29 protein-coding genes and 2 pseudogenes are annotated in these 24,265 nt (G+C 66.4%); 12 read left to right on the plus strand and 19 right to left on the minus strand.

The features are described 5' to 3' along the window. Positions 1-658: pseudogene (locus GJ631_RS14335) on the minus strand (isoaspartyl peptidase/L-asparaginase); the annotation flags it as partial. A gap of 154 nt (positions 659-812) precedes the next feature. Here GJ631_RS14335 and icd point away from each other — a divergent pair. After that, complete coding sequence (gene icd, locus GJ631_RS14340) at positions 813-2,069, plus strand: isocitrate dehydrogenase (NADP(+)) (RefSeq protein WP_156709811.1); 1,257 nt, start codon at positions 813-815, stop codon at positions 2,067-2,069. Position 2,070: 1 nt separating this feature from the next. Here the strand turns inward: icd and GJ631_RS14345 are convergent, their stop codons facing one another. Genes GJ631_RS14345 through GJ631_RS14355 form a run of 3 tightly spaced genes read right to left on the minus strand, consistent with a single transcriptional unit; the run spans position 2,071 to position 3,232 of the window. Next, the gene (locus tag GJ631_RS14345; protein ID WP_156709812.1) at positions 2,071-2,358 is read right to left on the minus strand and encodes a hypothetical protein; all 288 of its coding nucleotides are present in this window, start codon (positions 2,356-2,358) and stop codon (positions 2,071-2,073) included. After that, positions 2,289-2,891, minus strand: coding sequence for a hypothetical protein (locus tag GJ631_RS14350; protein WP_156709813.1), 603 nt, complete (start codon positions 2,889-2,891; stop codon positions 2,289-2,291). The genes GJ631_RS14345 and GJ631_RS14350 overlap by 70 nt, the downstream gene beginning before the upstream one ends. Before the next feature lie 2 nt (positions 2,892-2,893). Next, entirely contained in the window at positions 2,894-3,232 is a 339-nt protein-coding gene (locus GJ631_RS14355) for a cupin domain-containing protein (protein ID WP_156709814.1), read from the minus strand. A 112-nt stretch (positions 3,233-3,344) separates the two neighbouring features. On the opposite strand from GJ631_RS14355, the gene GJ631_RS14360 reads away from it, so the two are divergent. Beyond that, positions 3,345-3,851, plus strand: a complete 507-nt coding sequence (locus tag GJ631_RS14360) for a DUF5817 domain-containing protein (protein WP_156709815.1) — start codon at positions 3,345-3,347, stop codon at positions 3,849-3,851. An 18-nt stretch (positions 3,852-3,869) separates the two neighbouring features. Here GJ631_RS14360 and hmgA read toward each other — a convergent pair whose 3' ends face one another. Together hmgA and GJ631_RS14370 are read right to left on the minus strand one after the other, a co-directional pair. Then, positions 3,870-5,078, minus strand: coding sequence for a hydroxymethylglutaryl-CoA reductase (NADPH) (gene hmgA / locus GJ631_RS14365; protein WP_156709816.1), 1,209 nt, complete (start codon positions 5,076-5,078; stop codon positions 3,870-3,872). A 116-nt stretch (positions 5,079-5,194) separates the two neighbouring features. Continuing rightward, a complete protein-coding gene (locus GJ631_RS14370; RefSeq protein WP_156709817.1) occupies positions 5,195-5,722 on the minus strand; it encodes a fasciclin domain-containing protein in 528 nt (175 codons plus the stop codon). 157 nt (positions 5,723-5,879) lie between these two features. On the opposite strand from GJ631_RS14370, the gene GJ631_RS14375 reads away from it, so the two are divergent. Beyond that, positions 5,880-7,379: an amidohydrolase gene (locus GJ631_RS14375; RefSeq protein WP_156709818.1), complete on the plus strand. Its 1,500-nt coding sequence runs from the start codon at positions 5,880-5,882 to the stop codon at positions 7,377-7,379. A 1-nt stretch (position 7,380) separates the two neighbouring features. Here the strand turns inward: GJ631_RS14375 and GJ631_RS14380 are convergent, their stop codons facing one another. After that, positions 7,381-8,256 (minus strand): ZIP family metal transporter, encoded by an 876-nt coding sequence (locus GJ631_RS14380; RefSeq protein WP_156709819.1) that lies wholly within the window; start codon positions 8,254-8,256, stop codon positions 7,381-7,383. A gap of 174 nt (positions 8,257-8,430) precedes the next feature. Here GJ631_RS14380 and nadA point away from each other — a divergent pair, with 174 nt between their 5' ends. The 3 genes and pseudogenes from nadA to nadC all read left to right on the plus strand — a co-directional run bounded on the left by nadA (position 8,431) and on the right by nadC (position 11,875). Then, positions 8,431-9,564: a quinolinate synthase NadA gene (gene nadA / locus GJ631_RS14385; RefSeq protein ID WP_156709820.1), complete on the plus strand. Its 1,134-nt coding sequence runs from the start codon at positions 8,431-8,433 to the stop codon at positions 9,562-9,564. Next, positions 9,561-11,076 (plus strand): annotated as a pseudogene (locus GJ631_RS14390) (L-aspartate oxidase). Before nadA ends, GJ631_RS14390 begins: the two are co-directional and overlap by 4 nt. Continuing rightward, positions 11,066-11,875, plus strand: a complete 810-nt coding sequence (gene nadC, locus GJ631_RS14395; protein ID WP_156709821.1) for a carboxylating nicotinate-nucleotide diphosphorylase — start codon at positions 11,066-11,068, stop codon at positions 11,873-11,875. Before GJ631_RS14390 ends, nadC begins: the two are co-directional and overlap by 11 nt. Here the strand turns inward: nadC and GJ631_RS14400 are convergent, their stop codons facing one another. After that, positions 11,876-12,772, minus strand: coding sequence for a DUF6293 family protein (locus tag GJ631_RS14400; protein ID WP_156709822.1), 897 nt, complete (start codon positions 12,770-12,772; stop codon positions 11,876-11,878). Positions 12,773-12,903: 131 nt separating this feature from the next. Here GJ631_RS14400 and GJ631_RS14405 point away from each other — a divergent pair, with 131 nt between their 5' ends. Further along, positions 12,904-13,497 carry a DJ-1/PfpI family protein gene (locus GJ631_RS14405; RefSeq protein ID WP_156709823.1) on the plus strand — a complete coding sequence of 198 codons (594 nt, stop codon included), beginning with the start codon at positions 12,904-12,906 and terminating at the stop codon, positions 13,495-13,497. 16 nt (positions 13,498-13,513) lie between these two features. On the opposite strand, the gene GJ631_RS14410 is transcribed toward GJ631_RS14405, so the two are convergent. The 3 genes from GJ631_RS14410 to GJ631_RS14420 form a co-directional block, all read right to left on the minus strand. Continuing rightward, positions 13,514-15,046: a sodium:solute symporter gene (locus GJ631_RS14410; RefSeq protein WP_156709824.1), complete on the minus strand. Its 1,533-nt coding sequence runs from the start codon at positions 15,044-15,046 to the stop codon at positions 13,514-13,516. Next, positions 15,043-15,279: a DUF3311 domain-containing protein gene (locus GJ631_RS14415; RefSeq protein WP_156709825.1), complete on the minus strand. Its 237-nt coding sequence runs from the start codon at positions 15,277-15,279 to the stop codon at positions 15,043-15,045. Before GJ631_RS14415 ends, GJ631_RS14410 begins: the two co-directional genes overlap by 4 nt. A gap of 103 nt (positions 15,280-15,382) precedes the next feature. Beyond that, on the minus strand, positions 15,383-15,730 hold the full coding sequence (locus GJ631_RS14420; protein WP_156709826.1) for a tRNA-binding protein: 348 nt from the start codon (positions 15,728-15,730) through the stop codon (positions 15,383-15,385). 161 nt (positions 15,731-15,891) lie between these two features. On the opposite strand from GJ631_RS14420, the gene dnaG reads away from it, so the two are divergent. Next, positions 15,892-17,244: a DNA primase DnaG gene (dnaG, locus tag GJ631_RS14425; RefSeq protein WP_156709827.1), complete on the plus strand. Its 1,353-nt coding sequence runs from the start codon at positions 15,892-15,894 to the stop codon at positions 17,242-17,244. On the opposite strand, the gene GJ631_RS14430 is transcribed toward dnaG, so the two are convergent. Together GJ631_RS14430 and GJ631_RS14435 are read right to left on the minus strand one after the other, a co-directional pair. Then, positions 17,221-17,616, minus strand: a complete 396-nt coding sequence (locus GJ631_RS14430; protein ID WP_156709828.1) for an N-acetyltransferase — start codon at positions 17,614-17,616, stop codon at positions 17,221-17,223. The genes dnaG and GJ631_RS14430 overlap by 24 nt on opposite strands. Positions 17,617-17,624: 8 nt before the next feature. Further along, on the minus strand, positions 17,625-18,956 hold the full coding sequence (locus GJ631_RS14435) for a TIGR00297 family protein (protein ID WP_370518687.1): 1,332 nt from the start codon (positions 18,954-18,956) through the stop codon (positions 17,625-17,627). An 82-nt stretch (positions 18,957-19,038) separates the two neighbouring features. Here GJ631_RS14435 and GJ631_RS14440 point away from each other — a divergent pair, with 82 nt between their 5' ends. Continuing rightward, positions 19,039-19,647, plus strand: coding sequence for an undecaprenyl diphosphate synthase family protein (locus tag GJ631_RS14440; protein WP_370518688.1), 609 nt, complete (start codon positions 19,039-19,041; stop codon positions 19,645-19,647). A 44-nt stretch (positions 19,648-19,691) separates the two neighbouring features. On the opposite strand, the gene GJ631_RS14445 is transcribed toward GJ631_RS14440, so the two are convergent. Then, positions 19,692-20,099, minus strand: coding sequence for a hypothetical protein (locus GJ631_RS14445; RefSeq protein ID WP_156709829.1), 408 nt, complete (start codon positions 20,097-20,099; stop codon positions 19,692-19,694). A 15-nt stretch (positions 20,100-20,114) separates the two neighbouring features. Continuing rightward, a complete protein-coding gene (gene uppS, locus GJ631_RS14450; RefSeq protein ID WP_156709830.1) occupies positions 20,115-21,035 on the minus strand; it encodes a polyprenyl diphosphate synthase in 921 nt (306 codons plus the stop codon). A gap of 225 nt (positions 21,036-21,260) precedes the next feature. Here uppS and GJ631_RS14455 point away from each other — a divergent pair, with 225 nt between their 5' ends. The 3 genes from GJ631_RS14455 to GJ631_RS14465 all read left to right on the plus strand — a co-directional run bounded on the left by GJ631_RS14455 (position 21,261) and on the right by GJ631_RS14465 (position 22,945). After that, entirely contained in the window at positions 21,261-21,455 is a 195-nt protein-coding gene (locus tag GJ631_RS14455; protein WP_156709831.1) for a cold-shock protein, read from the plus strand. 95 nt (positions 21,456-21,550) lie between these two features. Then, positions 21,551-21,955 (plus strand): DUF5778 family protein, encoded by a 405-nt coding sequence (locus GJ631_RS14460; protein WP_156709832.1) that lies wholly within the window; start codon positions 21,551-21,553, stop codon positions 21,953-21,955. Between the two features lie 72 nt (positions 21,956-22,027). Further along, complete coding sequence (locus GJ631_RS14465) at positions 22,028-22,945, plus strand: alpha/beta fold hydrolase (protein WP_156709833.1); 918 nt, start codon at positions 22,028-22,030, stop codon at positions 22,943-22,945. On the opposite strand, the gene GJ631_RS14470 is transcribed toward GJ631_RS14465, so the two are convergent. The 4 genes from GJ631_RS14470 to GJ631_RS14485 are packed head-to-tail and all read right to left on the minus strand — an operon-like array spanning position 22,932 to position 24,241. Then, positions 22,932-23,288, minus strand: coding sequence for a hypothetical protein (locus GJ631_RS14470; RefSeq protein ID WP_156709834.1), 357 nt, complete (start codon positions 23,286-23,288; stop codon positions 22,932-22,934). The two genes, GJ631_RS14465 and GJ631_RS14470, sit on opposite strands and share 14 nt — an antisense overlap. Further along, the gene (locus GJ631_RS14475; protein WP_156709835.1) at positions 23,289-23,549 is read right to left on the minus strand and encodes a hypothetical protein; all 261 of its coding nucleotides are present in this window, start codon (positions 23,547-23,549) and stop codon (positions 23,289-23,291) included. Then, positions 23,550-23,831 carry a ubiquitin-like small modifier protein 1 gene (locus GJ631_RS14480; RefSeq protein ID WP_156709845.1) on the minus strand — a complete coding sequence of 94 codons (282 nt, stop codon included), beginning with the start codon at positions 23,829-23,831 and terminating at the stop codon, positions 23,550-23,552. 23 nt (positions 23,832-23,854) lie between these two features. Beyond that, entirely contained in the window at positions 23,855-24,241 is a 387-nt protein-coding gene (locus tag GJ631_RS14485) for a hypothetical protein (protein WP_156709836.1), read from the minus strand. Positions 24,242-24,265 lie beyond the last annotated feature (24 nt).

A 24,265-nucleotide genomic window follows, 5' to 3' on the forward strand; every position in this document is an offset into this window, starting at 1 on the left:
GCCAGCCTCGGTGCAGTAGAAGCCGCTGCCGACCTGCGGCACGTCGCCAACCCGGCCGGCCAGCGCCAGCCAGCGACCGCCCGTCGAGGTGGCGGCGGCGACCGTCTCGCCGTCGGTCGCCACCGCGCCGACCGTGTCGTGGTCGGTGGGAGTCTCGCCACGTCCCTCCGGGTCGCCGCCGAATCGTTCGGCGACCCACTCGGCGTGTTCGCGGGCGTCGCCTGCGGGGCGCTCCTCGAGGTCCTCCCACTGCTCGCGAGTCCGTTCCGACCAGAGGTCGACGTCGGTTTCGACGCCGAAGGCATCCGCGAGGTCGACGGCGTGGACGCCCGAGACGAGGACGTGTGGGGTCTCTTCTTTGACGAGGCGGGCGACCTCGACGGCGGCTTCGACGCCGGGCATCCCGCAGGCCGCCCCCCGTCTCGCGGTCGTCGGTCATCAGGCCGGCGTCGGTCCGGATGTAGCCGTCGGACTGGACCGCCGACCCGACGCCGGCGTTGAACTGTGAGTCGCCTTCGAGGACGCGAACCGCGGCGACGACCGCATCGGTCGGGTCGTCGGCCTCCGTGCCGGTTTCGGCGGCGTCGTCGAGGACTGCCTGTCGCGGTGTCGGCTCGTCGGCCGGAGAGCCGGCCCCGCCGTGGACGATGACGCGCATACGTTCGTTCCGGCCGCCGCCGTGTTACGGTTTGCGGCTTGTCGGGCGGAAAGTCGAACGCTCGGAAACCGCTCGGGAGTTCTCCCCGGTCGTTCATGCAAAATTCGCCGCGAGAGCGGTACGCCTTTCAGGGGGCCGGTAGAAGCACGAACATATGGGATACGATAAAGTCGAGGTGCCCAAGCAGGGCGAGCAAATCGAGGTAACGGGTGACGACGAACTCGTCGTACCGGACGACCCCATCATCCCCATCATCCACGGCGACGGTATCGGCGTCGACGTCGGCCCGGCGGCACAGGACGTGCTGCAGGCCGCCGCCAACGCGACCGGCCGGGAAATCAACTGGATGCGCGTCTACGCCGGCGAGTCCGCACGGGAGCGATACGACGAGAACCTCCCCGACGACACCATCGAGGCGCTCAAGGAGTTCAAAGTCTCCATCAAGGGCCCGCTGACGACGCCCGTCGGCGCCGGCTTCCGCAGCCTCAACGTCGCCCTCCGGAAGCGACTCGACCTCTACACCAACATCCGTCCGACCTATCACCTCGACGGTGTCCCATCACCGGTCAAGCGGCCCGAGCAGATGGACATGGTGTCGTTCCGGGAGAACACCGAAGACGTCTACGCCGGCATCGAGTGGGAAGCCGGCACCGACGACGTCCAGAAAGTCAAGGAGTTCGTCGAAGACGAGATGGGCTTCGATTCGACCATCCACGACGGCCCGGTCGGCATCGGCATCAAGCCCATCACCGAGTTCGGGACGAAACGGCTCGTCCGCAAGGCCATCGACTACGCCCTCGAGAACGACCGCGATTCGGTCACGCTCGTCCACAAGGGCAACATCATGAAGTTCACCGAGGGCGCCTTCCGCGACTGGGGCTACGAGGTTGCCGAAGAGGAGTACGGCGAGAAGGTCATCACCGAGGACACCCTCTGGGAGGAGCGCGACGGCGAACCGCCGGAGGACGCCGTCGTCGTCAACGACCGCATCGCCGACAACATGCTCCAACAGATTCTCACCCGCACCGACCAGTACGACGTACTGGCGCTGCCGAACCTCAACGGCGACTACCTCTCGGACGCCTGTGGCGCCCAAATCGGCGGACTCGGCATCGCCCCCGGCGCCAACGTCGGCGACGGCCGCGTACTGGCCGAACCCGTCCACGGCTCGGCCCCGAAGTACGCCGGCCAGGACAAAGTGAACCCCACGGCGATGATTCTCTCCGGCCGCATCATGCTGGAGTTCATGGGCTGGGACGACGCCGCCGACCTCGTCCGTGACGCCGTCGAGCAGACCATCGTCGACCGGAAGGTCACCTACGACATCGAGCGCCAAATCGAGGGCGGCGAGAAACTCGCCACCAGCGAGTACGCAAACGCCGTCATCGACAACCTCGAAGACCTCGCGTAACTCACTCTGCCTCTTCTTTCGCCGTCTCGACCCACTCGGGAGGAGCCGGCGGTTCGTCCAGTCGCTCGTAGTCGACGGTCGCCTCGATGTCGACCGGCTGGCCCGAAATCGACGCCGCAACCGAGAGGTCGTAGCCGTCGACGTACAGCGGATTGGACCGCACCGTCGCCTCGAAGCGCCCGCTGTACAGCGTCGTAATGAGCCGAATCCGTGCGGGCGTTACGTCCCACCCGGCGCGGAGGTCGGTGCCGACCGCTGACGCGCCGTCGGTCGTCTCCGAGATGGCCACCGACGCGAACGAGCCGAACAGGCGTCGGATGCGAAAGCGGTCGGTCGTACCGTCGGCCGGCGAGTCGAAGGCCCGACTCTCCGAGACGAAGTACTCCGGATTGCGCCGCCCGTAGCGGTTGTGCGTCGTTCCGTCGTCCCACGTCTCGAAGTACGGTTCGGCGGGTTGGGTCGGATACCGCTCGGTGTCCTCGGTGTCGAAGAGAAGTGATACGCCTCGGCGTCGGCGGTCGACCGGACCCGAACCCGGAGCGTCCGAATCGGCGTGCCGTCCTCGGTGACGACCACCTCGCGGGTGAAGCCGTGCGGCCCCGCGAGCAGGCTGTCGCGGTGGCCGCGAGCCAGTTCGGGGGCGTCCTCGACGCCGAGCGCCGAGAGGTCCGGCGGCGGACGGCGTTGCGGCGTCGGGCGGACGGTCGGGACCGGGACGGCCGTCGGCGTTCCCACGGACTCGGCGTTCGAGTTGCTGGTGTTACAGCCCGCCAAAAGCGGTGCCGAAACCGCCGCGAGGAACCGACGCCGGCCGACCGGCATGGTCACTCCGCCCAATCGGGGTTCGGCCGCGGCGGTGCGAAGATGTCGACGCCGCGAACCACCGCGTCGCCACGGTTTTCGGCCGCATGAGGCTCCTCACCCGGAATGGTAAAGGAGTCGCCGGGACCGACGACGGTCTCGCCGTCCGGACCGACGAAGGTCAACTCGCCCTCGTAGACGAAGCCGGTCTGTTCGTGGTGGTGGCTGTGTTCGGGGACGGTCGCCCCCGGTTCGATTTCGAACGCCTGAATGCTCGTCTCCTCGCCCGTCGCCAGTTGTGTGAGGTGGACGGCCTCGACCGCCTCCACCGAATCCCGCTCGGAGAGTCCGACGCGTTGCATACACTCCATTGGGCGCCGGGCGTTGATACGTTTCCGGGTAGCACAGTACGGCGGTCGTCCGGAGGGGAAGCGATGCATCGAACTTTTAGCCGGAGGCGTGGAACGCAAGCACATGTACTCCGTCGTCGGGTGCAAGGAGTGTCTCGCCCTCTGGGTCGTCGAGGACCGCCCAGAGACGACGCAGTGTCCCCGCTGTCGGAAACGCCACCAGTTCGGGAAACTGAAGCAGTTCGCCGAAACCGACACCTCCGAGGCGGCCGCCCGCGTCCGGAGTTCGATGCTCGCCGACCGGGCCGACGACGGCGAGTTCCTCGACCCCGAGGAAATCGACATCGACGGTGTCGGTGTCGACGACGAGGAGTATCTCACCGCATCTGGACTGGACGCCGACGAGGTGGCGGCGGCCGGCGACCGCGCCGAAGGCGGCACGGAGCGCTCGCGAAGTCGGAAACAAATCGTCCTCGATGCCCTCTCGGAGCTAGAGGAGCCGACCACCGAGGCCGTCGTCGAGTACGCCACCGCCGAAGGCGTCCCCGAGTCCTACGTCGAGACGGCGCTCGAGCGCCTCCAGCGTGCCGGCGAAGTGACAGAAACGGGCGGCGTCTATCGCCGGCTGTAACAGTACCGAAACGCGCCGTTATCGACCCAGTTCCTCGTGAGCGCTGGCGAGGTGGTCCGACGCCAGCGCCCCCAGAAGCGACAACTCGCCGGCGAGTGCGGCGGTCGTGATGAGTTCCGCCAGCGCGTCGGCGTTGGCGCCTGCTGGGTTCCCGCCGCCGCGGACGCCGACGACATCGAGCGCCTCGGATTGGGTCGGCAGTTTCGTCCCGCCGCCGACGGTGCCGACCTCCAAGGAGGCGATGGTCAACGAGGCATAGAGGTCGCCATCCCGGACGTCGGCGGTCGTAATCGCGTTACTGCCCTCGACGACCTGTGCGATGTCCTGGCCGGTCGCGAGGAAGGCCGCGGCGACGGTGTTTGCGGCGTGGGCGTTGAAGCCGAGCGACCCGGCCTTCGCCGACCCGACGAGGTTCTTTCGAGTGTTGGCCTCGACGATTGCCTCCGGCGTCGTTTTGAAGTAGCTCTCGACGGTCTCCCGCGGAATTTCCACGTCGGCGGCGACGGTCCGGCCGCGGCCCTCGACGCTGTTGACGGCGGCGGGTTTCTTGTCGGAACAGAGGTTTCCGGAGAGGGCGACGAGTTCGGCGGGCGTCTCCGCCGTGACCACGTCACAGGCGGCCTCGGTGGCGATTGTGGCCATGTTCATCCCCATCGCGTCCTTGGTGTCGTAGGCGAATCGGAGGAAGACGTTGTCGCCGACGACGTACGGGGTCACGTCACGCAACTCGCCGTGGCTGGTCGTCGACTCGGCGGCCTCCGCGAGTGTCTCGACGTTGGCCCGGACCCACGAGGCGACTTCGCTTGCCTCTCCCACGTCGTTGACGCGGAAGACCGGGGCACGGGTCATCGCGTTCTTCAGCACCCGAGCGGTCGCGCCGTCGGCCGCCCGGATGGCTGCACAGCCACGGTTGACCGAGGCGACGAGGGCGCCCTCAGTCGTCGCCATCGGGAGGTACTTCGAGCCCTCGATTGCCCCGCCGTCGATGCGGACGGGGCCGACGATACCCATCGGTACCTGTGCGGCGCCGAGCATGTTCTCGATGTTCGGGCCGGCGTCGGCGGCGTCGAACGTGTAGGCGCCGATTGCATCGAGGTCGGCTTCGGTCTCGGCAGTGAGAAGCAGTCGGCGTGCCTCGGCCGCAGCGTCGGCGTCGGCGTGCTGTTCGAGTTCGTGTAGGCGTAACTCGCCGTCCTGTACGCCTTCGACGAGTTCCTCTGTGTCCATATCGTCGAGTTGCGGGCGGGCGACTAAGGGTTTCCGTCCCGGCGTGAGACGGTCGGGTTCGCGAACCGCCTTCCTCCGACGCCGCTCGCCGTCTCGAAAAACTGGTGGGCCGAACGTCAGGGGAGCAGGACGCCGTCGATGACGTGAACGACGCCGTTGGACGCCTCGATGTCCGTGCCGACGATGTCGGCTTGGTCGCCGTTCAGGTCGGTCCCATCAACGTCGACGGTGCCACCGTTGAGCATTCTGATTCTCGGAGCGTTGACGACCGACTGGGCGTATCGACGACCGTTCGTGACGTGATACAGGAGGATGTCGGCGAGGTCATCCCTGGCGAGCAACTCCTCCTTGGTAACGTCGAGCGCCTCCAGCAAGTCGGCGAATGCCTGGTCGGTCGGTGCGAACACCGTCAGCTGTTTGTTGCCGCTCAGTGCGTCGACGAGTCCAGCCTCCCCGACGGCAGCGACTAACACGTTGAAATCATCGGACGCCTTGGCGACGTCGACTATCGTCCCCTCGGCGCTGGCGCCCTGTCGTTTGCCTCGGCCTCGACCCCGCCCCCTCGCACTCGCCGTGCCGACACCGGCCGCCAATGCTGCGCCCCCGCCAATCGTCTTCAGTACTGCTCGCCGTGTTTGGTTCATGTTTTCAAACCTCACGAATCGATACGTGATACCACCATAAAGTTATAATACCAAACCAGTACGATATGCGTGGATTAACCCCATCACGACGGGGTGTCGTCCCGACGCGGAACACCGCCACAGGGAGTTTCAAGGCGATTGGGTACGCCCCTCCGATATGACACAGGCGGCGGACCGCATCTTCACGAACGCCGAGGTACACACGCTGGCCGACCCCGACGAAACACACGAGGCCGTCGCCGTCCGAGACGGCCGAACCGTCCGCGTCGACTCCGCCTACGAAATCGGGTTTCTGGAGGGCGTCGACACCGAGGTCATCGACTGTGACGGTGGTGTCCTGCTGCCGGGGTTCATCGACGCCCACACCCACATGGAAATCGTCGGCCGACGCCTCGTCCACGCCGACCTCGCGGTCGACGACCGCGAGACCGCACTCGACCGACTTCGGGAGGCGCCGGCCGAGGAGTGGATTCTCGGCTACGGCTACGATGAATCGGTGTGGGACGACGACCGGTATCTCACCCGCGAGGAGTTGGATTCGGTCTACGGGGAGCTGCCTGTCGTCGCCTTCCGAGAAGACCTCCACACCGCTTCGGTCAACTCCGTCGTCCTCGAACGCTACGGCGAGTCGCTCCCCGAGGACGGCGTCGAGCGCGACGGCGACGAACCGACCGGCGTCGTCACCGAGGACGCAGCCGAGTTCCTGCGGATGGAAACCGCACCCGGACGCGCCGAGACGAAACGGCTCGTCGAGGCCGCCCGCGACCGCGCCCATCGACTCGGCGTGACGGGTGTCCACGACATGGTCCGACACTCCGATGCGCCGGCGGCCTATCGGGCGTTGGCACGCGACGGAGACCTCGATTTGCGCGTGCGACTGTACTACTGGGCCGACCACCTCGATGCAGTCGAAGAGACGGGACTGGCGACGAACCACGGCGGCCCGTTCGTCGAGGTGGGTGGCATCAAGACCTACACGGACGGCTCCCTCGGCGCCGGAACGGCGAAGCTCTCGGAACCCTACACCGACCGCGAGGGGACCGGCGAGTGGGTCGTCGACCCCGAGGAGTTGGCCGACATCGCCGAACGCACCGAGGAACTCGGCATGCAGTTGGCGGTCCATGCAATCGGCGACGAGGCAATCGACGTTGCCCTCGAGACCCTCCCCGAGGACCCCGAGATGCGGCACCGCATCGAACACGCCGAGTTGCTACCGGCCGACCTCGAGGGCTTCGACGCCGTCGCTTCGATGCAGCCGAACTTCCTCCGGTGGGCCCGCGAGGGCGGCCTCTACGAGCGCCGCCTCGGCGCCGAACGAACCGCCGAATCGAACCGCTTTGCGGACGTTCTCGACGCTGGCGTGCCGCTGGCGTTCGGCAGCGACTGCATGCCGCTTGACCCGCTTTTCGGCGTCCAGCAGGCGGTGACGGCCCCAGAAGAGGGCCAGCGACTCTCGGTCACCGAAGCGTTAGAGGCCTACACCTCCGGAGCGGCCTACGCGGGCCACGACGAGGACCGCTTCGGCACCGTCGAAGTCGGTAAGCGGGCGGACTTCGTCGTCCTCGAGGAATCTCCGTGGGCGGTCGACGTCGACGCAATCGCCGATATCGCCGTCGCGATGACGGTCGTCGACGGCGAGGTCGTCTATCGGGCCTAAATCAGGCCAACACCACGTCGAGTGTCAGCATGACGATGATACCGGCCATCGTGCCCAGCGTGGCGACGCGTTCGTTGCCGTGGGTGTGGGTCTCGGGGATGATTTCGTCGGAGATGACGAACAGCATCGCGCCGGCGGCAAAGCCCATCGCGTAGGGGAGGAGGGGACTGGCAATCTGGACGGCGAAGGCGCCGAAGACGGCCAGCGGTATCTCGACGACGCCGGCCCGTAGCCCCGCGACCGCCGCGTACCACCGGCTGTCGAGGCCGGCGTTCAGCGCCGCGATGGAGACGGCCAGTCCCTCGGGGATGTTCTGGAGGCCGATGGCGACCATCAGCGCGATGGCGCCGCCGAGGTCACCGGACCCGAACCCCACGCCGACGGCCAACCCTTCGGGCATGTTGTGCAGCGTAATCGCGAGGACGAAGAGCACGACGGAGGCGATGCGTGCGTCGACATCTGGGAGACCGCCAGTGTCTGGGTTGGCGGCGTCGGTCCGCCGCTCCCCGGTGACGAGGTAGTGGGCGTGCGGAACGAGTGCGTCGGCACGGTCGAGAAACAGCGTTCCGGCGATGAGGCCGACGAGAACCGGAACGATACCGACCAACTCGACCCCGCCGAGAGTGACTGGGTTGTACGCCGCCTCCGACGCGAAGTCGATACCGGGGAGGATGAGGCTCGTGAAACTCGCCGCCAACATGACGCCGGCGGCGAAGCCGAGCGCCGTATCCAGCGACCGCTCGGAGGGGTTCCGCCAGACGAAGACCAGGGCGGCACCAACGAGGTTCAGACCGGCGATGACGAGGCCACCGACGAACGCCTGCATGACGGGATTCTCGCCGGCAATCGCGACGAACAGCGACTCGACCGTGGTCATACGACCTACCGACACCGGGGTATATTAAAAAACCGGCATACGCCGGCTTTTGATTGAATACTGCAGTTCGGAGTGCGTAGTGTCGGACACTAACTCAGCCAACAGAGAGTATTGAAGACAAAATTTTATCAATATGCCAGTCCGTGGGCTAGGATACCCCAAGGAGTACTACCCATGCCCGAAATGGAAACGGTCGACCTTCAGACCGACCTCAGCCTCTTCAAGTACGACAACCTCGAACAGCTCCCGCCGCAGTACCGGGAGTTGAGCGAGGGCGAACGCACGGAGCGCATCGCCGCCGCCCGGGAGGAACTGGGCGAGGACGTAATCGTCCTCGGCCACAACTACCAGCGGCGGGAAATCGTCGAGCACGCCGACTTCATCGGCGACTCCTACGAGTTGAGCAAGCGCGCCGCCGACGCCGATGCGGACTACGTCGTCTTCTGCGGCGTGACGTTCATGGCCGAATCCGCCGACATCATCACCGACGACGACCAGACGGTCATCCTGCCGAGCATGGAGGCCTCGTGTCCCATGGCCGGGATGGCCGAGGCGCTGCAGGTCGACGCCGCGTGGGCCGAACTCACCGAGGCGGCCCCGGACGCCGACATCGTCCCCATCACCTACATGAACAGCTACGCCGACCTGAAGGCGTTCTGTGCCGAACAGGGCGGTCTCGTCTGTACCTCCTCGAACGCCCACGACGCCTTCGAGTACGCCTTCGAGCGCGGCGACAAGGTGCTGTTCCTGCCCGACAAACACCTCGGGGAGAACACCGCCCACCGCCTCGGGATGGAAGACGCCGTCGCCGAGTGGGACCCGTGGGACCCCGAATCGAAGGACGCCGACGAGGTGGCAGACGCCGACATCGTGCTGTGGGACGGCTACTGTCAGGTCCACGAACGGTTCACCGAAGCCCACATCGAGGACATCCGAGAACGCTACGACGACGCTAACGTCATCGTCCACCCCGAGTGTCGACGCGAAGTCGTCGAAGCCGCCGACGTGGCGGGGTCGACCTCGACCATCTGTGACACCGTCGCCGAGGCCGACCCCGGCGAGACGTGGGCCATCGGGACCGAAATCCACCTCACCAACCACCTCCAGCGGTGGCACCCCGAGGTGAACGTGGTGCCGCTGTGCGGTGACGCCTGCATGGACTGCAACGCCATGCGGCAGGTCGACCCGAACTACCTGACGTGGGTACTCGAAGGACTGGCCGAGGGCGAGGAGCGCAACGTCATCGAAGTCGCACCGCGCGAGAAGGAACTCGCTGGACTGGCGTTAGAACGAATGTTGGAGATATGAACGAACGCACCACCGACCTGCTGGTCGTCGGCAGCGGCGTCGCGGGCTGTGCGGCCGCTCTCGCCGCCGCCCGAGCGGGCGCGGACGTGACGCTCGCGACGAAGGCCACCCAACCGGAGGAGTCGACGTCCTACTGGGCACAGGGCGGCGTCGCCGTCACGCGCGGCGACCCCGAGGCGTTCAAAGCCGACATCCTCGACGCCGCCGACGGCGCGGCCGACCCCGAAGCAGTCGATGTGCTGGTCGACTCCGCCGACGAGGCCGTCGAAGACGTGTTCGTCGACTCCCTCGGCGTTGAGTTCGACGGCGAGGAGTCCCCCGACTACGGTCGGGAGGCCGCCCACAGCGAGGCCCGCATCCTCCACGTCGACGCCTCGACCGGCAAGCACCTGCTGGCGCCGTTTTTGAACCATCTCGCCGACCACGACGCCGTCGAGATACTGGAGGACACCGCTGCCCTCGAATTGCTGACTCACGAGGGGCGGGTTCACGGCGCGATGCTAGAGCGAGATGGCGAGTGGGCGCCGTGTTTCGCTGGGGCGACGGTACTTGCGACCGGCGGCATCGGAGCGTGTTACGGTCGCTCGACGAACCCCGAGACGGCGACCGGCGACGGCATCGCGATGGCCGCGCTGGCCGGCGCGGACGTCGAGGACATGGAGTACGTCCAGTTCCACCCGACCGCGTTCGCGGGCGAGGAAGGGGCCGAGACTGCCGACGGCGGACGGGGTACCTTCCTCCTCAGCGAGGCCGTCCGCGGCGAGGGGGCCCTGCTTCGGAACGAAGAGGACGAGCGGTTCATGCCGGAGTACCACGACGACGCCGAGCTCGCCCCCCCGAGACGTGGTCGCCCGTGCTGTCGAGGCCGAGCGTGACCGAACCGGCGGGGTGTATCTGGACGTGAGTCCGCTCGACTTCGAAGCCGAATTCCCGGACCTCAACGCCGAATGCGAGAAACGTGGCGTCGACCCCGACGACGGGATTCCGGTCGCACCCGCCGAGCACTTCCTCTGTGGCGGCATCGATGTCGACACCGAAGGTCGGGCCTCCTTGGACCGACTGTTCGCCGTCGGCGAATGTGCCCGGACGGGCGTCCACGGCGCGAACCGACTGGCCTCGACCAGCCTGCTGGAAGCGCTGGTCTGGGGGCTCCGGGCGGGTGAGGCCGCCGCCGGCTACGAGGCCGAAGAAATCGAGGCACACGAGTTGCTCGACCGCGACCCCACCTTGCCCGAGGGGTTCGCCGAAGAGAAGTCGGTCCGCCTCCGGCGCGTGATGGACGAGTACGTCGGCATCGAGCGCGACCCCTCGGAGTTGACTCGGGCGCAGGCCGTCCTCCGGCGCCTGAAAGGCGAGGTCGACGCCTACACCCGCACTCGGACGAGTCGGTCGCTGTACGAACTCCGGGGCGCCTGCGTCACCGCCCTGCTCGTCGCACGCGCCGCCGCCGAACAGGAGGAATCGCGCGGCTGTCACCACCTCGTCGAGGAACCGACTGCCGATGCCGATTGAACGCTCACAGGTCGAACGCTGGCTCCGGGAGGACCTCGGCCACCACGACGTGACCAACGACGTGCCCGGCGAGACGACCGGACGACTCGTCGCTAAGGAGAGCGGCGTCGTCGCCGGCCTTGACGCCGCCGAAGCCGTCTTCGAGTACCTGGGCGTCGACGTACTCGAACGGGCCGACGACGGGACGACAGTCGAAGCCGGCGAGACCGTCCTCCGAGTCTCGGGACCCGCCGCCGACGTCCTCCGCGGCGAGCGCGTCGCGGTCAACGTCGCCGGCCACGCCTCGGGTATCGCCACCCGAACCCGACGGGCGGTCGATACTGCCCGTCAGGTCAGCGACGAGGTTCGCATCGCCGGCACCCGAAAGACTACGCCCGGCCTCCGTGGTATCGAGAAACGCGCCATCGCCGCGGGTGGCGGCGACACCCACCGACTGGACCTCTCGCATATGGTGATGGTGAAGGACAACCACGTCGCCGAACTGGGAATGGAACGAGCAGTCGAGCGGTTTCGAGAGCGCGTTTCCTTCGCGACGAAAATCGAGGTCGAAGTCGAGAAACCGTCGACGGCCGTCGACGCCGTCGATGCGGGCACCGACATCGTCCTGCTGGACAACATGGCTCCGGATGCGGTCGAACGAGCGGTCCAGTCGGTCGACGGCCGGGCGCTGACGGAAGCAAGCGGCGGCATCACCATCGAGGACGTTCCCGACTACGCGGCGACGGGCGTCGACGTGATTTCGATGGGGTCGCTGACACACTCGGCGTCGGCGCTGGATTTGTCGTTTCGGACCGGCTGACTACAACTCCGACTGGTCGGCGTGCGACCTGACCCATAGCTCCCCGATGCGGGAGAGTCGCGTCCGGTAGGACTTGCCGTGTTCCTCCTGTTCGATGTACCCCTTCCCCCCGGGGCCGAGGCGGTCGACGTTGTAGATGACCTTCGAGCGGAAGGAGTCGGTGTACTCCTCGCCTAATTCGCGGGCGAGGGTCTGGGCGAGTTCCGAAACCGACTCGAAGACGCCGTGTTCACCCAGCGTGAAGAGGATGAGTTCCTCGAACGGTTTGACGTTCGAGAAGGAGGCGACCGGTAACTCGATGATGTGGCTGTCGCCGAACTGCTTCGCGCCGATGGTGGTGCCGCGCTCGTCGAACTCCTCCAGTAAGTCGTCGGCGAGGTCGAGATGCTCCTCGATGCGTTCGTCGTCGACCTCGTCCTCGAGGAGGTCTTCAAGTAAGTCCCGTTGGGCGCGGAGCTCCTCGGCGAGTTCGGTTTCGAGGTACTTCTCGGGGACCGTGTAGTAGGTGTGGATGCGGTCGCGGTCGCCCTCGCGTTCGACCATGATGGAGTGGGCGGCAGTCGCGAAGGCAAACGAGACCGTGCGAGGCATCGCCGAGACGTTGACCCACACCTCGCCGCCGGCGTCGAGTTCCGTGTTGATGAGGTCGTAGGCCTGCTCGAAGGCGGCGTCGTAGTCGTAGACGTCCTCGACGACGAACCGCTCGGTTTCGGCGCCGAGCAGGTTCGTGAAGTCCTTTTCGAGTTTCTTCGCGAGGTTTCGGGAGTACTCGACGTTGGCCTCGCTGCCAACCGCGCCCTCAAGCAGGACGACGCGGTCCACGTCGAGTTGGTCCCGCACCAACGGGGCGATGAGCCGGTCGTAGTCGAAGCCGACCGGGACGATGTGGGTTTGCATGGAGGGGCGTTCGACCGACTGCCTGTTAAGTGGTTCACTCCCGAAACCCGGAGGACCGGATTCGATACCGGAGTGGGAGCCCACCGAGGCGTTTATGCTGCTCGTCGGTGTAGTTTTGCTGGGTGATACCGATGGGCAAAGACATCCTGATGATAGTCGGTGACTTCGGCGAGGACTACGAGATAATGGTGCCGTTCCAGGCGCTGCAGATGGTGGGCCACGAGGTCCACGCCGTCTGTCCCGACAAGGAAGCGGGCGAGGCAATCAAGACCGCCATCCACGACTTCCGTGGCGACCAGACGTACATGGAGTCGCGAGGCCACAACTTCGAGTTGAACGCCACGATGGCCGAGATAGACCCCAGTGACTACGACGCACTCTGTGTCCCCGGCGGACGGGCGCCGGAGTACCTCCGGACCCACGAGGAAGTCATCGAGGCGGTCCAGCACTTCTTCGAGGCCGACAAGCCGGTCGCGACGCTGTGTCACGGCCCACAGATTTTGGCGGCCGCCGGCGTACTGGACGGCTACGAGATGACCTCCTATCCCGCGGTTCGGGCCGAGTGTGAGGCCGCCGGCTGTTCGTGGGTCGACGGCGTCGTCACCGACCGCAACCTCGTCACCGGACAGGCGTGGCCCGACCACCCCGAGTGGCTGGCCGGATTCATGGAGCTGTTGGGCGACGAAGTGAGCCACGGCGAGGCGGTCGCGGCGGCCGACGACTAATCGACGCTTTCCGTTTTTAATCGGCGCTCAACCCCTCGAAGTACAGGTCTGTATCCTCGTCGGGCGACCGAGCCGTGACGGCGGAGACGACCACCGTAACGAGCAGTCCGAGAATCATACAGTAGATGGAGACCCCCCAGCCGAAGTAGGTGTCCGTAAAGAGCGTCACGGGGCCGAGCGGCACTTCCGGCAGGAAGTTGAACCCAACGTAGACGACCTGCGGGACGAGGATACCCGCGAGGATGCCGCCCCGTGTCGTGCGCCGCCAGTACAGCGCGAGGATGACGGGCAGCGCCAGTTGGGCGAACCCGCCGAAGGCGAGGTCGCCGATGGTGACGAGAATCGACCCGACCGAGTCGGCACCGAAGGCGCCGGCTTCGGCCCAGATGCTCGCCACGAGGGCGGCGGTGGCGAAGACGGCGACGCCGGCGCGGGCGAGCAGGTCCTCGCGGCGCTCCGACAGTGAGTCGTCGATGACTGGCCGGTAGACGTCACGGGTGAAGTACGACGACCCCGACAGCAGCATCGAGTCCGACGACGACATCATCGCGGCGATGGCCCCGGCGATGACGAGTGCCGCGAACCACGCCGGCGTGTACTCGCCGAGGATGACCGGCAGAATGCTCTCGCCGGCAGCGATGTCGGCTTCGAGACCGAGCCCCGTCGCCCACGTCCCCAGCAGGAACGCGGGAACGAACAGCAACAAGACGAGGACGGGCCACAGCGCGAAGGAGCGCTTGAGGACGGTCTCAGAGGACGCCGCGAAGAACCGCTGGTTCACCTGCGGGAACATGGCGACGCCGAAGGCGATAGAGATGGCGAATGTGAGCATGTTCGCGGGCGTGTAGAAGTCACTTCCCAACGCGAAGAACTCCGGCCGAGTGGCTTCGAGGCCGGCGTTGATGGTGGTGAGACCGCCGTCGACGGCCAGAAGCACCCACAGCGCCGCCGCCCACACCATCACCAGCATGAACGCACCCTGTAACGTGTCGGTCCAGGCGATGCCGCGCATCCCGGCCAACACGACATACAGAATCATGAACGCGGTGATGAGCGTCGCACCGGCCCAGAAGGGGAAGGCCCCGCCGGTAAGCGCCGACAGCGCCCCGCCGGCGCCGATTTGCTGGAGCATGACGTAGGGGAACAGCCAGAACAGCGAGACGACGGCGACGAGGGCCCGAACGCCGGTCGACCCGAAGCGGTCGCCGAGCATCTCCCCAAGCGTCACGTAGCCGTGCCGCTGGCCGAGGAGCCACTGTTTGTAGCCGACGACGTACCACAGCACCGCGAAGATGATACCGTCCATCAACCCCATGACGAGAATCCACTCGGGGCCGAAGGCGTAGGACGTGTCGGGGCCGCCGAAGAACGTAAAGGCCGACAGAAGCGTCGCGAACACCGTGAACAGCAACACGACGGTGCCGAAGGTGCGACTGGCGAGATAGAAGTCCTCGGCGGTACGTTCCGTGAGGCGGTAGGCGAGGAGGCCGACCCCCAAGGCGATGAACAGGTAGGCGACGATGATGCCGAGTTGGAGCGTCGCGGTCATGCGTGGTCACCCGTCGTAGTGCTATCGGTGTCGGTGATGCCGATACCCCACGCCCGGTTCGCGAACGTCCAGAACGCGGCCGACGCCAGCACCATCCAGCCGATATGCCACCACAGCCAGACCGGCAATCCGAGGGCCATGCGACTGTCGCCCCACAGGAACCACGGGATGGCGAACGTAACCAGCAGCGCAAATACGACCGCCCAACCGTATTTCTCCGCTGTCGAGACCATTGGTTGCCACTCCTTACCGACCCGCACGCCTAAATGTTGCTAATCGCTCGACAATGACCCCTATCGAAGAAGAATCCTCTTCATTAGCCGGGGGCGACGGCAATCAGTACACGCGCGTCCCGTTCGGCACGTCGCGTTCGGGTTGGAGGTGGACGATGCCACCGCCCGCGCTGTCGACACCCGTGACGAGACACTGACTCTCGAAGCCCGCGATGTTCACCGTCCCGAGGTTGACGACGGCGACGACCTGTTGACCGAGGAGGTCATCCGGGTCATAGAGGTCGGTGAGTCCGGCCGCCGACTGCCGCGTCTCGGAGCCGAAGTCGACTTCGAGTTTGTACACGTCCTTTCGGGCCTCCGGGAACGGTTCGACGCTCGTTATCTCGCCGATGCGCATCTCCACGTCCTCCAAGAACGCCGTCGGGTCGATGTCGGGTTCGTCGATACCCATACGCGGCCCTCGTCGTGGACGTACATAAACGGTCCCGGAGGCTGGCCAAAGCCCGAGTCCGTCCGCAGGTTTATATACGCGTGTCGGCGTAATTTATATACCCATGAGTTCGCTCATGGATTCACCATCATCATCCACGCCCGGCGACGGGCAGTTCATCAATGCAGGACACAGCCAAATATCTCGTTCACGCGGACATCACCGCCGACGGAGTGGTCGAGCGCTCCGACGTCGTCGGGGCGGTCTTCGGGCAGACCGAGGGCCTCCTCGGCGACGAACTCGACCTCCGGGAGTTACAGGACTCCTCGAAAGTCGGCCGCATCGACGTCGAAATCGACTCCCAGAACGGCCAGTCGTTCGGGCGCATCACCATCGCCACCAGCCTCGACCAGGTCGAGACGGCCATCCTCGGGGCCGCACTGGAGACCATCGACCGGGTCGGCCCGTGTCGCTCGACCATCGAGGTCAGAAAAATCGAGGACGTCCGCGCCGCCAAGCGCCGGGAAGTCGTCGAGCGCGCGAAGGCGCTGTTCGGCGAGGCCTTCGACGATTCGGTCCGCTCCAGCCGTGACCTCGTCGAGGAAGTCCGAGAGGCCGTTCGCGTCGAGGACATCACCGAATACGAGGGTCTCCCGGCCGGGCCCCGCGTCGCCGACTCCGACGCCATCGTCGTCGTCGAGGGACGGGCCGACGTGCTCACGCTGCTCCGGTACGGCATCAAAAACGCCATCGCCGTCGAGGGGACGAACGTCCCCGACGCGGTCGCCGAATTGACCGAATCGAAGACCGTCACCGTCTTCCTCGACGGCGACCGCGGCGGCGAACTCATCAGGAAGGAACTGTCGCAGGTCGGCGACATCGACTACGTCGCCTTCGCGCCGGAGGGCAAGTGCGTCGAGGACCTCGCGCGCCACGAAGTGATGGCTGCGCTTCGGGAAAAAGTCCCCCACGAACAGGCCATCGAAGCCGCCGAAGCGGAGAGTCCCTCCGAGACACCGAGCGTCGAGTCGTCGTCCTCGGTGGAGTCGGCTTCCGGCCCAACGAATAACGGAACCGCCGCGGTCGACGCGTCGGCCGAAGCCTCCGCCGAGGAACCGACGGACGACACTGAGGAGGCGGATGACACCGACGCAGCGGCCGACATCGAGACGACCGAGCCCGGAGAATCCGAAGCGACGGCGACTGAAGGCGCCGACGACGGCGACCCCGGAACGCTTCGCGGGCACGTCCGTGAAACCATCGGCGACGAGAGCGGCCGCGCCAGGCTCCTGGACGCCGACTTTCGAGCGGTCGAGGAGTGCCCCGCGGCGGACGCCTTCGACTGTCTGGTCGACGCCGAGGCGGTGCCCACCGCCGTCGTCGTCGACGGTGAACTGAACCAACGGCTTCTCGACGTGGCCGCCCAGCGGGGCGTCGACCAAGTCGTCGCCGCTTCGACCGGCGAGTTCGTCAAACAACCGACGAGCGTCCGTGTCAGAACCGCCGACGTGTTACTCGCCGCGAACGAGGCGTAGTGCGTCCGTGCCGTCGTCGTAGAATTTCGGTACTCGCTCGCGGATTTCGAACCCGATAGTCCGATAGAAGCGTTCGGCCCCCTCGTTTTCCGCTGGCGTCGTGACGACCGTTCGGTCGGCGCCCGACGCCTCTGCGACGGCATCGACCAGCGCTCGACCGTACCCGTGTCGACGGAAATCGGCGGCGACGACCAACTCCGAGAGCGTCGTTTCCTCGCCGGGGAGCGCGATAGCGTAGCCGACGACGCTCCCCTCGTGGACGGCGACCCGGCCGACGAACGGGCCGTCGAGGGCGGCGTCGATTAGCTGTGGGTCCGCGTAGTCGAGGTCCGACTGCAATGACCGGACGGCCGATTCGTCGGCCGGGACCATCGGCCGAATCACAGCACCACGAGCCCCGCTGCCCCGGCGACCAGCCCCGCCGACAGCGTCGCCAGCAGATTCACGCTCTGGTTGTCGAGGCGACCGCCTTCGAGCGTCGCCCCGAGGATGCTGTCGACGGTCATGCCGACGAACCCGGCGGCGAGAATCGTCACGGTACCGGGAACAGCGAGACCGAAGAACAGCGCGCCGAGGCCAGCGATACAGCCGGAGCCGACGAGGCCGGCGACGACGCCCTGCAACGTGACGCCGCCGTCGGTGCCCGCCTCGACGCGTTCGAAGGTGGTGATGAGCCGCGGATTGTCGAAGAGGCCGCCGAACTCACTGGAGAGGGTGTCGGCCAGCGCCGCGGCCACCGCGCCGGCGAAGGCGAACCGGAACACCGAGGCGTCCATGCTGACGTGGACCGCGCCGGCGTAGGCGACGACGGCGACCAGCGCGACCGCCGAGTTCGCGAGGACGTTGCCGCTGTCGCGGGCGCCCTCGTTCTCCTGGGCGATGCCGCGGTCGAGTTTCTCCTCGTAGCGGTACTTCGAGGCGAGGCCGCCGATGCCGAAGAACGTCATGAGGAGGACGAACCAGCCGTACCCCCCGAGGACGACGGCGAACAGCGCGAGCAACACGCCGGTGAGCATGCCGGTAATCGAGGCGGTTCCGAGCCCGTAGGCGAGGCCGCCGAGTAAGACGGTGAGTCCGAGCCCTACGGCGATTTGGGTCGACGACGTCGTCGCGCCCAACCCCAGTTCGAGCAGGAACCAGATGACGAGTCCCGTCGAGAGCAACACCAGCGAGTCGTCACGGACGTGAAGCGCCGAGCGGATGAGCGCCGCCAACAGCGCGCCGCTGGCCGCGAAGAACGTCGCCAGCGGGAGCGACGGCGTCGTTGCGCCGAGGGTGCCAGCGAGGAAAATCGCCCCGATAGCCCCGGCCATCCCCGAGACGACGAACGCCGAGACGACGACGAAGGGGTTCACCAGCCGGGTTGCCACGAGCATCTGACCGAGATTCCCCGTCGTGAGGACGAACACCGACGCGACGAACGCCGCCGTCGGCAACTCGAAGCCGACGAGCAACACGGCGAGGCCGGCGACGGCGAGCGCAAATGAGGCGAGTCCGTACAGCCGGCCCTCCTCGCGGTCGCTGTCGCGGGCGAACAACTCGAACAGCGGGCCGCGGGTCGACGCCAGCGCCACGGCGGCGACGAACGCGAAGGGGGCGACGGTCGTGATAGCGGCGACCCGACTGCTGGTGGCGCCGTCTAACACCGGAGCGATAAGCGACAGCGCTCCGACGAGGAAGTAGCCGCCGGCCCGACGTACGTCGCCAGTCACGCCCCGAGATTCCGCCGTCGCCCACTTAACCTTCCCGAAGGTGGACCGACACGTTCAGGCACGTCGGCGAGAACACGCGGACGTGGGACTGTACGACCGGTACCTCGCGACGCGAATCCGTCTCAGCGACGCGGCCGTTCCCGAGCGGGTCGCACTCGTCATCACCGAACACGACCTGCTCGAACGCGGCGCCTACGACACCCTCTCGGCGTTTCTGGAGTGGGCGTTCGAGACCGGTGTCGAGGAAATCCTCATCTACGTGAGCGTCCTCGACAAGGCCGCCGTCCCGACGCTTCGGAACGCACTCTCGGAGTTGGAGAGTCCGAGAACGGTCGCCGTCCGCGGTCCCGACGCCGACGACGCTGCCGACGCGCCCGTGCAAGTGTCCATCGGCCTCGGTGGCCGCGAGGAGTTCGCCGCCGCCGTCCGCGACATCGCCGAAGACGCCGCGTCGGGTGAGTTGGACCCCGAGGACATCGACGAGGCCGAAATCGAGCGCCACCTCGTCTTTCGGACGCCGCCGGACCTCGTCATCAAGACCGGCGCCGAACGGCTCTCGGACTTCCTCATCTGGCAGTCCGTCTACTCCGAGTTGCACTTCACCGACGTGAACTGGCGGGACTTCCGACGGCGGGACTTCCTGCGTGCGGTTCGGGAGTATCAGGAGCGACAGCGGCGGTTCGGAAGATGAACGGAGTGAGTCTTCTAAACTGCATTTCGGACGATAGGGGCCGCTCACTTCCCCTCGACGAACAGCGTGGCAGCCGAAACCACGAACAGGACGACGATTCCGATGGCGTAGAGCCAATCGCCGACCGTCCGAATCGGCTCGATGCCTGACACCACGGCGACAGCCCCCGTCATAAAGAGGGCGAACACCCCCAGACTCGAACGCCACAGTAGCCGTTCGGCCCGGAGTCCGACGGCGGAAACACCGCTTCGAAGGGAGTACAGCAGTCCCACCGCCACGACCGGCAGCGACAGCGTCATCGCGCTAATCACGACCGCGGCGACGGCACCGACCGGCGTCAGTGTCGGGACCGTCCAGATGGCCGCGGCGACGAGAAGCGTCGTAGCGCTCAAGGCGACACCAAGCAGGGCGCTCCCGCGTCGAAGGCCATCGGAGGTGGCGATTCCCCTCATGGGTGGACACTCCCGTTATTCGACCGACGGGTCGGCCTCGCCGGCCTCCTCGATGTCGTCGAGTTCGCCGTCGGGCAACGAGTCCCGGAATCGCCCGATGATGCGGCGCGCTTCTTGGAGTTCAACGTCGCCGACGGCGCGCAACAGCGCGGCCGCACGCTGGGCGCGCGTCCGGCGCCAGGATTCCTGTCTCGATTCGTAAGTCCGGACTGCACGCAGGAGGTCGGCCCGGGAGAACTCCGGCCAGTAGGGCGTACAGAAGTAGACGGCGGCCTCGTTGCCGTTGGCGTGCCACGGCAGGAAGTTCGAGGTGCGCTCGTCGCCGCCGGTGCGGATGATGAGGTCGACCGCGCGGGTGGGACGAGTGGTCATCCGGCGTTCGATTTCATCGACGCAGACCGACTGCGGGTTGAGTTCGCCGTCGGCCGCCTCTTCGGCGATGTCGCGGGCCACCCCGAGCAGTTCCGCGCGGCCGCCGTAGGCCAAGGCGATGTTCAGATACAGTTCGTCGTACTGTGCGGTCCGCGATTCGGCGTAGTCGACGGCCTCACGGACGCGGGGCGGGAGACGCTCGACCTCGCCGATGGCGCGGATGCGGACCTCGCGGTCGTGAACCTCCTCGCGGTCCGCGAAGGTTCGGAGTTTCTCGGTGATGAGGTCGAACAGCGCCTCGCGTTCCTCCGGCGGGCGCTCGAAGTTCTCCGTCGAGAACGTGTACAGCGTCAACTCCTCGACGCCGAGGTCCGCACACCACCGCAACACGGACTCGGTGGTGTCGGCGCCCGCTCTGTGGCCTTCGGTCTTCGCTTCACCCTGCTTTTCGGCGTACCGACGGTTGCCGTCCTGAATGACCGCGACGTGGGACGGGGCACCGGACACTTCGCGCTCCAGGACGCGCTCGTAGGCGGCTTCCAGGAGCCGACGGGGACCTCTCATCTATCCGACCCGAGGACACCCAGCCAAATGAGTGTTGTTGGTCCGGCCGGCGCGCGCCGGCCGCCACACACGACGCCGAGTGTCGGCACCCGGCAATAAACGGCCCGCCACAGCCCGAACGACCGAATTTACGGACAGTTCAGGGCAGATTACCATCAAAAGCAGTCGATTTACAATCATGTAGCCGCAGCCTTTTTATGTACCCACGTCATCCCGTCAGTTGCAATGGCGACTGGTACGGTTGACTTCTTCAACGACACTGGCGGCTACGGATTCATCGAAACTGACGACGCGGACGAAGACGTGTTCTTCCACATGGAGGACGTCGGCGGTCCTGACCTCGAGGAGGGGCAGGAAGTCGAGTTCGACATCGAGGAGGCCGAGAAGGGCCCGCGCGCGAAGAATCTGACCCGTCTGTAAGACGGCACACAGGCACAGCGTTTACGACTTCGGCGCGGTGCGGGCTTCGGCGCGGACCGTGACCTGTATTACCCTCGATAGCCTCTGCTGTCTCAATGGCAGACGCTATCGACGACGACCTTTATCAGCGGACGAAGGCGCTGCTCGAACCCGGAGACATCCAACTGAACGGCGTCATCGTCCGGACCGAGTTGACCGGCGAGGAAGAGCCGACGCTCCATCAGGCCACCCTCGACATCGGCGACATCATCGCCGAAGCCGCCGGCATCGACCCGACTGACACGTACGTCTACTCCGGCAACGACGACGACCGCTTCGGCGTCAACCAGCATCAGGGACTGACCCTCGAGGACGAGGAGTTCGTCTGGGAGTGTCAACAACTCGTCCGCGACGGCACCTACGACGTGGTGTTCTACTACGAGGCCGACGCCGACCAGACGGCCATCGTCGAGGGCGTCGAGGAGCTCGGCTTCGACGCGACCGGCGTCGAGGGCGAGTAGGCGAGCGTCGGAAAACCGGCGAAGGAGTGCGCCGAACACGGGTCTCAAGCGTCCGGCTGCCCAAGGACGGCTATGAGCCAGCCGGCACTCCGACGAGACGGACGGGACGAGTGGACCGACGAACGTGGCTGGAGCCACCGAGTCGCGGACGTCGGCAGCGTCGACCTCCACTACGTCACCGCGGGCGACCCCGATGCCCCGGCGGTTGTCTTACTTCACGGCTTTCCGGAGTGCTGGTGGGCGTGGCGGCGCCACGTCGACCGGCTCGCCGAATCGTTCCACGTCGTCGTTCCCGACCTGCGCGGCTACAATCGCTCGGAGAAGCCACACGAGGTCGAACAGTACCGACTCGAAGCAGTAACGGGGGACGTGGCGGGGCTGATACGGACGGCGGGCCACGAGACGGCCCACGTCGTCGGCCACGACTGGGGCGGCGTCGTCGCCTTCGGGACCGCCCTCCAGCGACCCGAAGTCCTCGACCGACTGGTCGTCCTCAACGCACCCTATCCCGGTGCCTTCGAGGAGCAGTTCACGCTCAGACAGGCGCTTCGGTCGTGGTACGCCGGGTTCTTCCAGTTGCCCGCAATTCCCGAGCGGGTGCTTTCGGCCGACGATTTCGCGTTGCTCGAACGGTTGTTCCGGGAGGACCCTGTTCCGGGCACCTACACTGACGAGGATATCGCGATGTACCGGAGGGCGTGGGGACGGGAAGGTGCGATTCGTGCGATGCTCGATTACTACCGAGCGTTCGGACGGGAGAACGTCCAGCGACTGTGGCGAAACCGCTGGAACGCCGGCCGGCGCGTCCGCGCCGAGACGCTACTGCTGTGGGGCGAACGCGACCGCGCACTCGGCGGGCACATCCCCAACGTCATCCAGCGAGAACTCGACGACGTGACGGTCGAACACTACCCCGACGCCAGTCACTGGCTGCATGCGGAGTTTCCCGAGCGGACGGGCGCCGACATCGAGGCGTTCATTTCCCGATGACGACGGCCTCCCGGACCTCCAGTGCCGTCTCGAACTCCTGGCGGCGGTCGATGTCGTCACCGAGTCGCTTCAGGTGTTCGGCGTGAGCGCGGCGTATCGCCTTCCACTCGCGGTCGGTAAGGGACAGTTCCTCGCCAATCTCGGCCCAGTGGCCCTCGCTCGTGAGGAAGACAGCCGTCGATTCGTCCTCGTGGACGCATTCGTAGCGTCGGCCGTAGTCGGGAAGTCGAGCGCCGAGGTGCGTTTGGGCGCGGTCGACGAGGTCGGGGAGCGCTTCACCGGAGACGGAGGCTTTCGCGGCCGCGACGACGAGGGCGTTGCCCTGTAGCGGACCGCCCGCCATCTATCCACCCGCACGAATCGCCTTGCGTGCGAAGTCCTCGATGAGCGGCTCGAGCGTCCCGTCGTCGCCCTCGAAGTCGACGGTCACTTCGGTCAGCGTTATCGACCCGACGACGTCGACTTTCTCCTCGGAGAGGTCGGCGTGCCAGCCGTCGCCCTCGATGCGGTCACCGCTCTCGTCGGTTCGCTCGCCGCCGAGGTTCTCCAGATAGTTCGCGGCCAATCGCTTCGAGATGCCGCGGAACTGCCGTGTCTCCTGCATCTATCCACCCGCGACCGGCGGGAAGACGCTCAACCGGTCGCCGTCGTCCAGTTCCGTCTCGGTGCCGTCGATGTGAACCACCTCGCGGCCGTTCTTCAGGATGCTCAACTGTGGCTGGATGTCGCCGTCGTTGTCGAGGATTTCGCCGACGAGTTCCGGCCACTCCGATTCGATTGCCGCGAGCACGTCGCCGACCGTGGCGTCGTCGGCGTACTCCCGTTCGACGACTTTCTGACCGACGGCCTTCCGGAACGTCGCGAAGAACCGCAACTCGATGTTCATGCCTCGCTGTTGGTCCGTCTCGCTCATAAATCAGAGAGTCGGATGCCGTCTTCGACGAGGCGAGCGTTGCGTTCGCGGTCGAGTTGCGCCGCCAGCCACTCGTGTTCGTACAGTTGGGCGACGAGGTCCGCATAGAGGTTCCGCCACGCGATGGCGAAGATGGGCGACTGTCCCCACGCCCGCAGTTCGGGGACGAACTCGTCGAAGCGCTCGCGGCGAGTCTCGAAGTGTTCGATGAGGTCGAGCGCGCGGCTCGCGGCTTCGGCATCGTCGTCGGCTTCCTCGATTGCGCCGTTGAGGCGCTGTTCGTACCCCTCGACGGCCCGTTGCATGTCCTGTGCGGCAGCCTGTCCGTCCTCCGGAAGCGAGTCGAGAAGCGGCTGTGGGACGCCGAGCGAAATCTCGTCCATACGGCGTGGTGGTGCCACGACAGT

The sequence above is a fragment of the Natronomonas sp. CBA1123 genome (genome assembly GCF_009741925.1).
Lineage (GTDB): Archaea > Halobacteriota > Halobacteria > Halobacteriales > Haloarculaceae > Natronomonas.

What these genes read in the sequence shown, in the direction of transcription:
- GJ631_RS14445 (WP_156709829.1), bottom strand. Translation starts at nt 20,099, where the DNA reads ATGAGGGGAATCGCCACCTCCGATGGCCTTCGACGCGGGAGCGCCCTG.
- GJ631_RS14475 (WP_156709835.1), bottom strand. Translation starts at nt 23,549, where the DNA reads ATGCAGGAGACACGGCAGTTCCGCGGCATCTCGAAGCGATTGGCCGCG.
- nadA (WP_156709820.1), top strand. Translation starts at nt 8,431, where the DNA reads ATGCCCGAAATGGAAACGGTCGACCTTCAGACCGACCTCAGCCTCTTC.
- GJ631_RS14410 (WP_156709824.1), bottom strand. Translation starts at nt 15,046, where the DNA reads ATGACCGCGACGCTCCAACTCGGCATCATCGTCGCCTACCTGTTCATC.
- GJ631_RS14400 (WP_156709822.1), bottom strand. Translation starts at nt 12,772, where the DNA reads ATGCAAACCCACATCGTCCCGGTCGGCTTCGACTACGACCGGCTCATC.
- GJ631_RS14375 (WP_156709818.1), top strand. Translation starts at nt 5,880, where the DNA reads ATGACACAGGCGGCGGACCGCATCTTCACGAACGCCGAGGTACACACG.
- icd (WP_156709811.1), top strand. Translation starts at nt 813, where the DNA reads ATGGGATACGATAAAGTCGAGGTGCCCAAGCAGGGCGAGCAAATCGAG.
- GJ631_RS14405 (WP_156709823.1), top strand. Translation starts at nt 12,904, where the DNA reads ATGGGCAAAGACATCCTGATGATAGTCGGTGACTTCGGCGAGGACTAC.
- GJ631_RS14470 (WP_156709834.1), bottom strand. Translation starts at nt 23,288, where the DNA reads ATGGCGGGCGGTCCGCTACAGGGCAACGCCCTCGTCGTCGCGGCCGCG.
- GJ631_RS14465 (WP_156709833.1), top strand. Translation starts at nt 22,028, where the DNA reads ATGAGCCAGCCGGCACTCCGACGAGACGGACGGGACGAGTGGACCGAC.
- dnaG (WP_156709827.1), top strand. Translation starts at nt 15,892, where the DNA reads ATGCAGGACACAGCCAAATATCTCGTTCACGCGGACATCACCGCCGAC.
- GJ631_RS14380 (WP_156709819.1), bottom strand. Translation starts at nt 8,256, where the DNA reads ATGACCACGGTCGAGTCGCTGTTCGTCGCGATTGCCGGCGAGAATCCC.
- GJ631_RS14355 (WP_156709814.1), bottom strand. Translation starts at nt 3,232, where the DNA reads ATGCAACGCGTCGGACTCTCCGAGCGGGATTCGGTGGAGGCGGTCGAG.
- hmgA (WP_156709816.1), bottom strand. Translation starts at nt 5,078, where the DNA reads ATGGACACAGAGGAACTCGTCGAAGGCGTACAGGACGGCGAGTTACGC.
- GJ631_RS14420 (WP_156709826.1), bottom strand. Translation starts at nt 15,730, where the DNA reads ATGGGTATCGACGAACCCGACATCGACCCGACGGCGTTCTTGGAGGAC.
- GJ631_RS14460 (WP_156709832.1), top strand. Translation starts at nt 21,551, where the DNA reads ATGGCAGACGCTATCGACGACGACCTTTATCAGCGGACGAAGGCGCTG.
- GJ631_RS14455 (WP_156709831.1), top strand. Translation starts at nt 21,261, where the DNA reads ATGGCGACTGGTACGGTTGACTTCTTCAACGACACTGGCGGCTACGGA.
- nadC (WP_156709821.1), top strand. Translation starts at nt 11,066, where the DNA reads ATGCCGATTGAACGCTCACAGGTCGAACGCTGGCTCCGGGAGGACCTC.
- GJ631_RS14370 (WP_156709817.1), bottom strand. Translation starts at nt 5,722, where the DNA reads ATGAACCAAACACGGCGAGCAGTACTGAAGACGATTGGCGGGGGCGCA.
- GJ631_RS14485 (WP_156709836.1), bottom strand. Translation starts at nt 24,241, where the DNA reads ATGGACGAGATTTCGCTCGGCGTCCCACAGCCGCTTCTCGACTCGCTT.
- GJ631_RS14350 (WP_156709813.1), bottom strand. Translation starts at nt 2,891, where the DNA reads ATGCCGGTCGGCCGGCGTCGGTTCCTCGCGGCGGTTTCGGCACCGCTT.
- GJ631_RS14415 (WP_156709825.1), bottom strand. Translation starts at nt 15,279, where the DNA reads ATGGTCTCGACAGCGGAGAAATACGGTTGGGCGGTCGTATTTGCGCTG.
- GJ631_RS14480 (WP_156709845.1), bottom strand. Translation starts at nt 23,831, where the DNA reads ATGAACATCGAGTTGCGGTTCTTCGCGACGTTCCGGAAGGCCGTCGGT.
- uppS (WP_156709830.1), bottom strand. Translation starts at nt 21,035, where the DNA reads ATGAGAGGTCCCCGTCGGCTCCTGGAAGCCGCCTACGAGCGCGTCCTG.
- GJ631_RS14360 (WP_156709815.1), top strand. Translation starts at nt 3,345, where the DNA reads ATGTACTCCGTCGTCGGGTGCAAGGAGTGTCTCGCCCTCTGGGTCGTC.
- GJ631_RS14430 (WP_156709828.1), bottom strand. Translation starts at nt 17,616, where the DNA reads ATGGTCCCGGCCGACGAATCGGCCGTCCGGTCATTGCAGTCGGACCTC.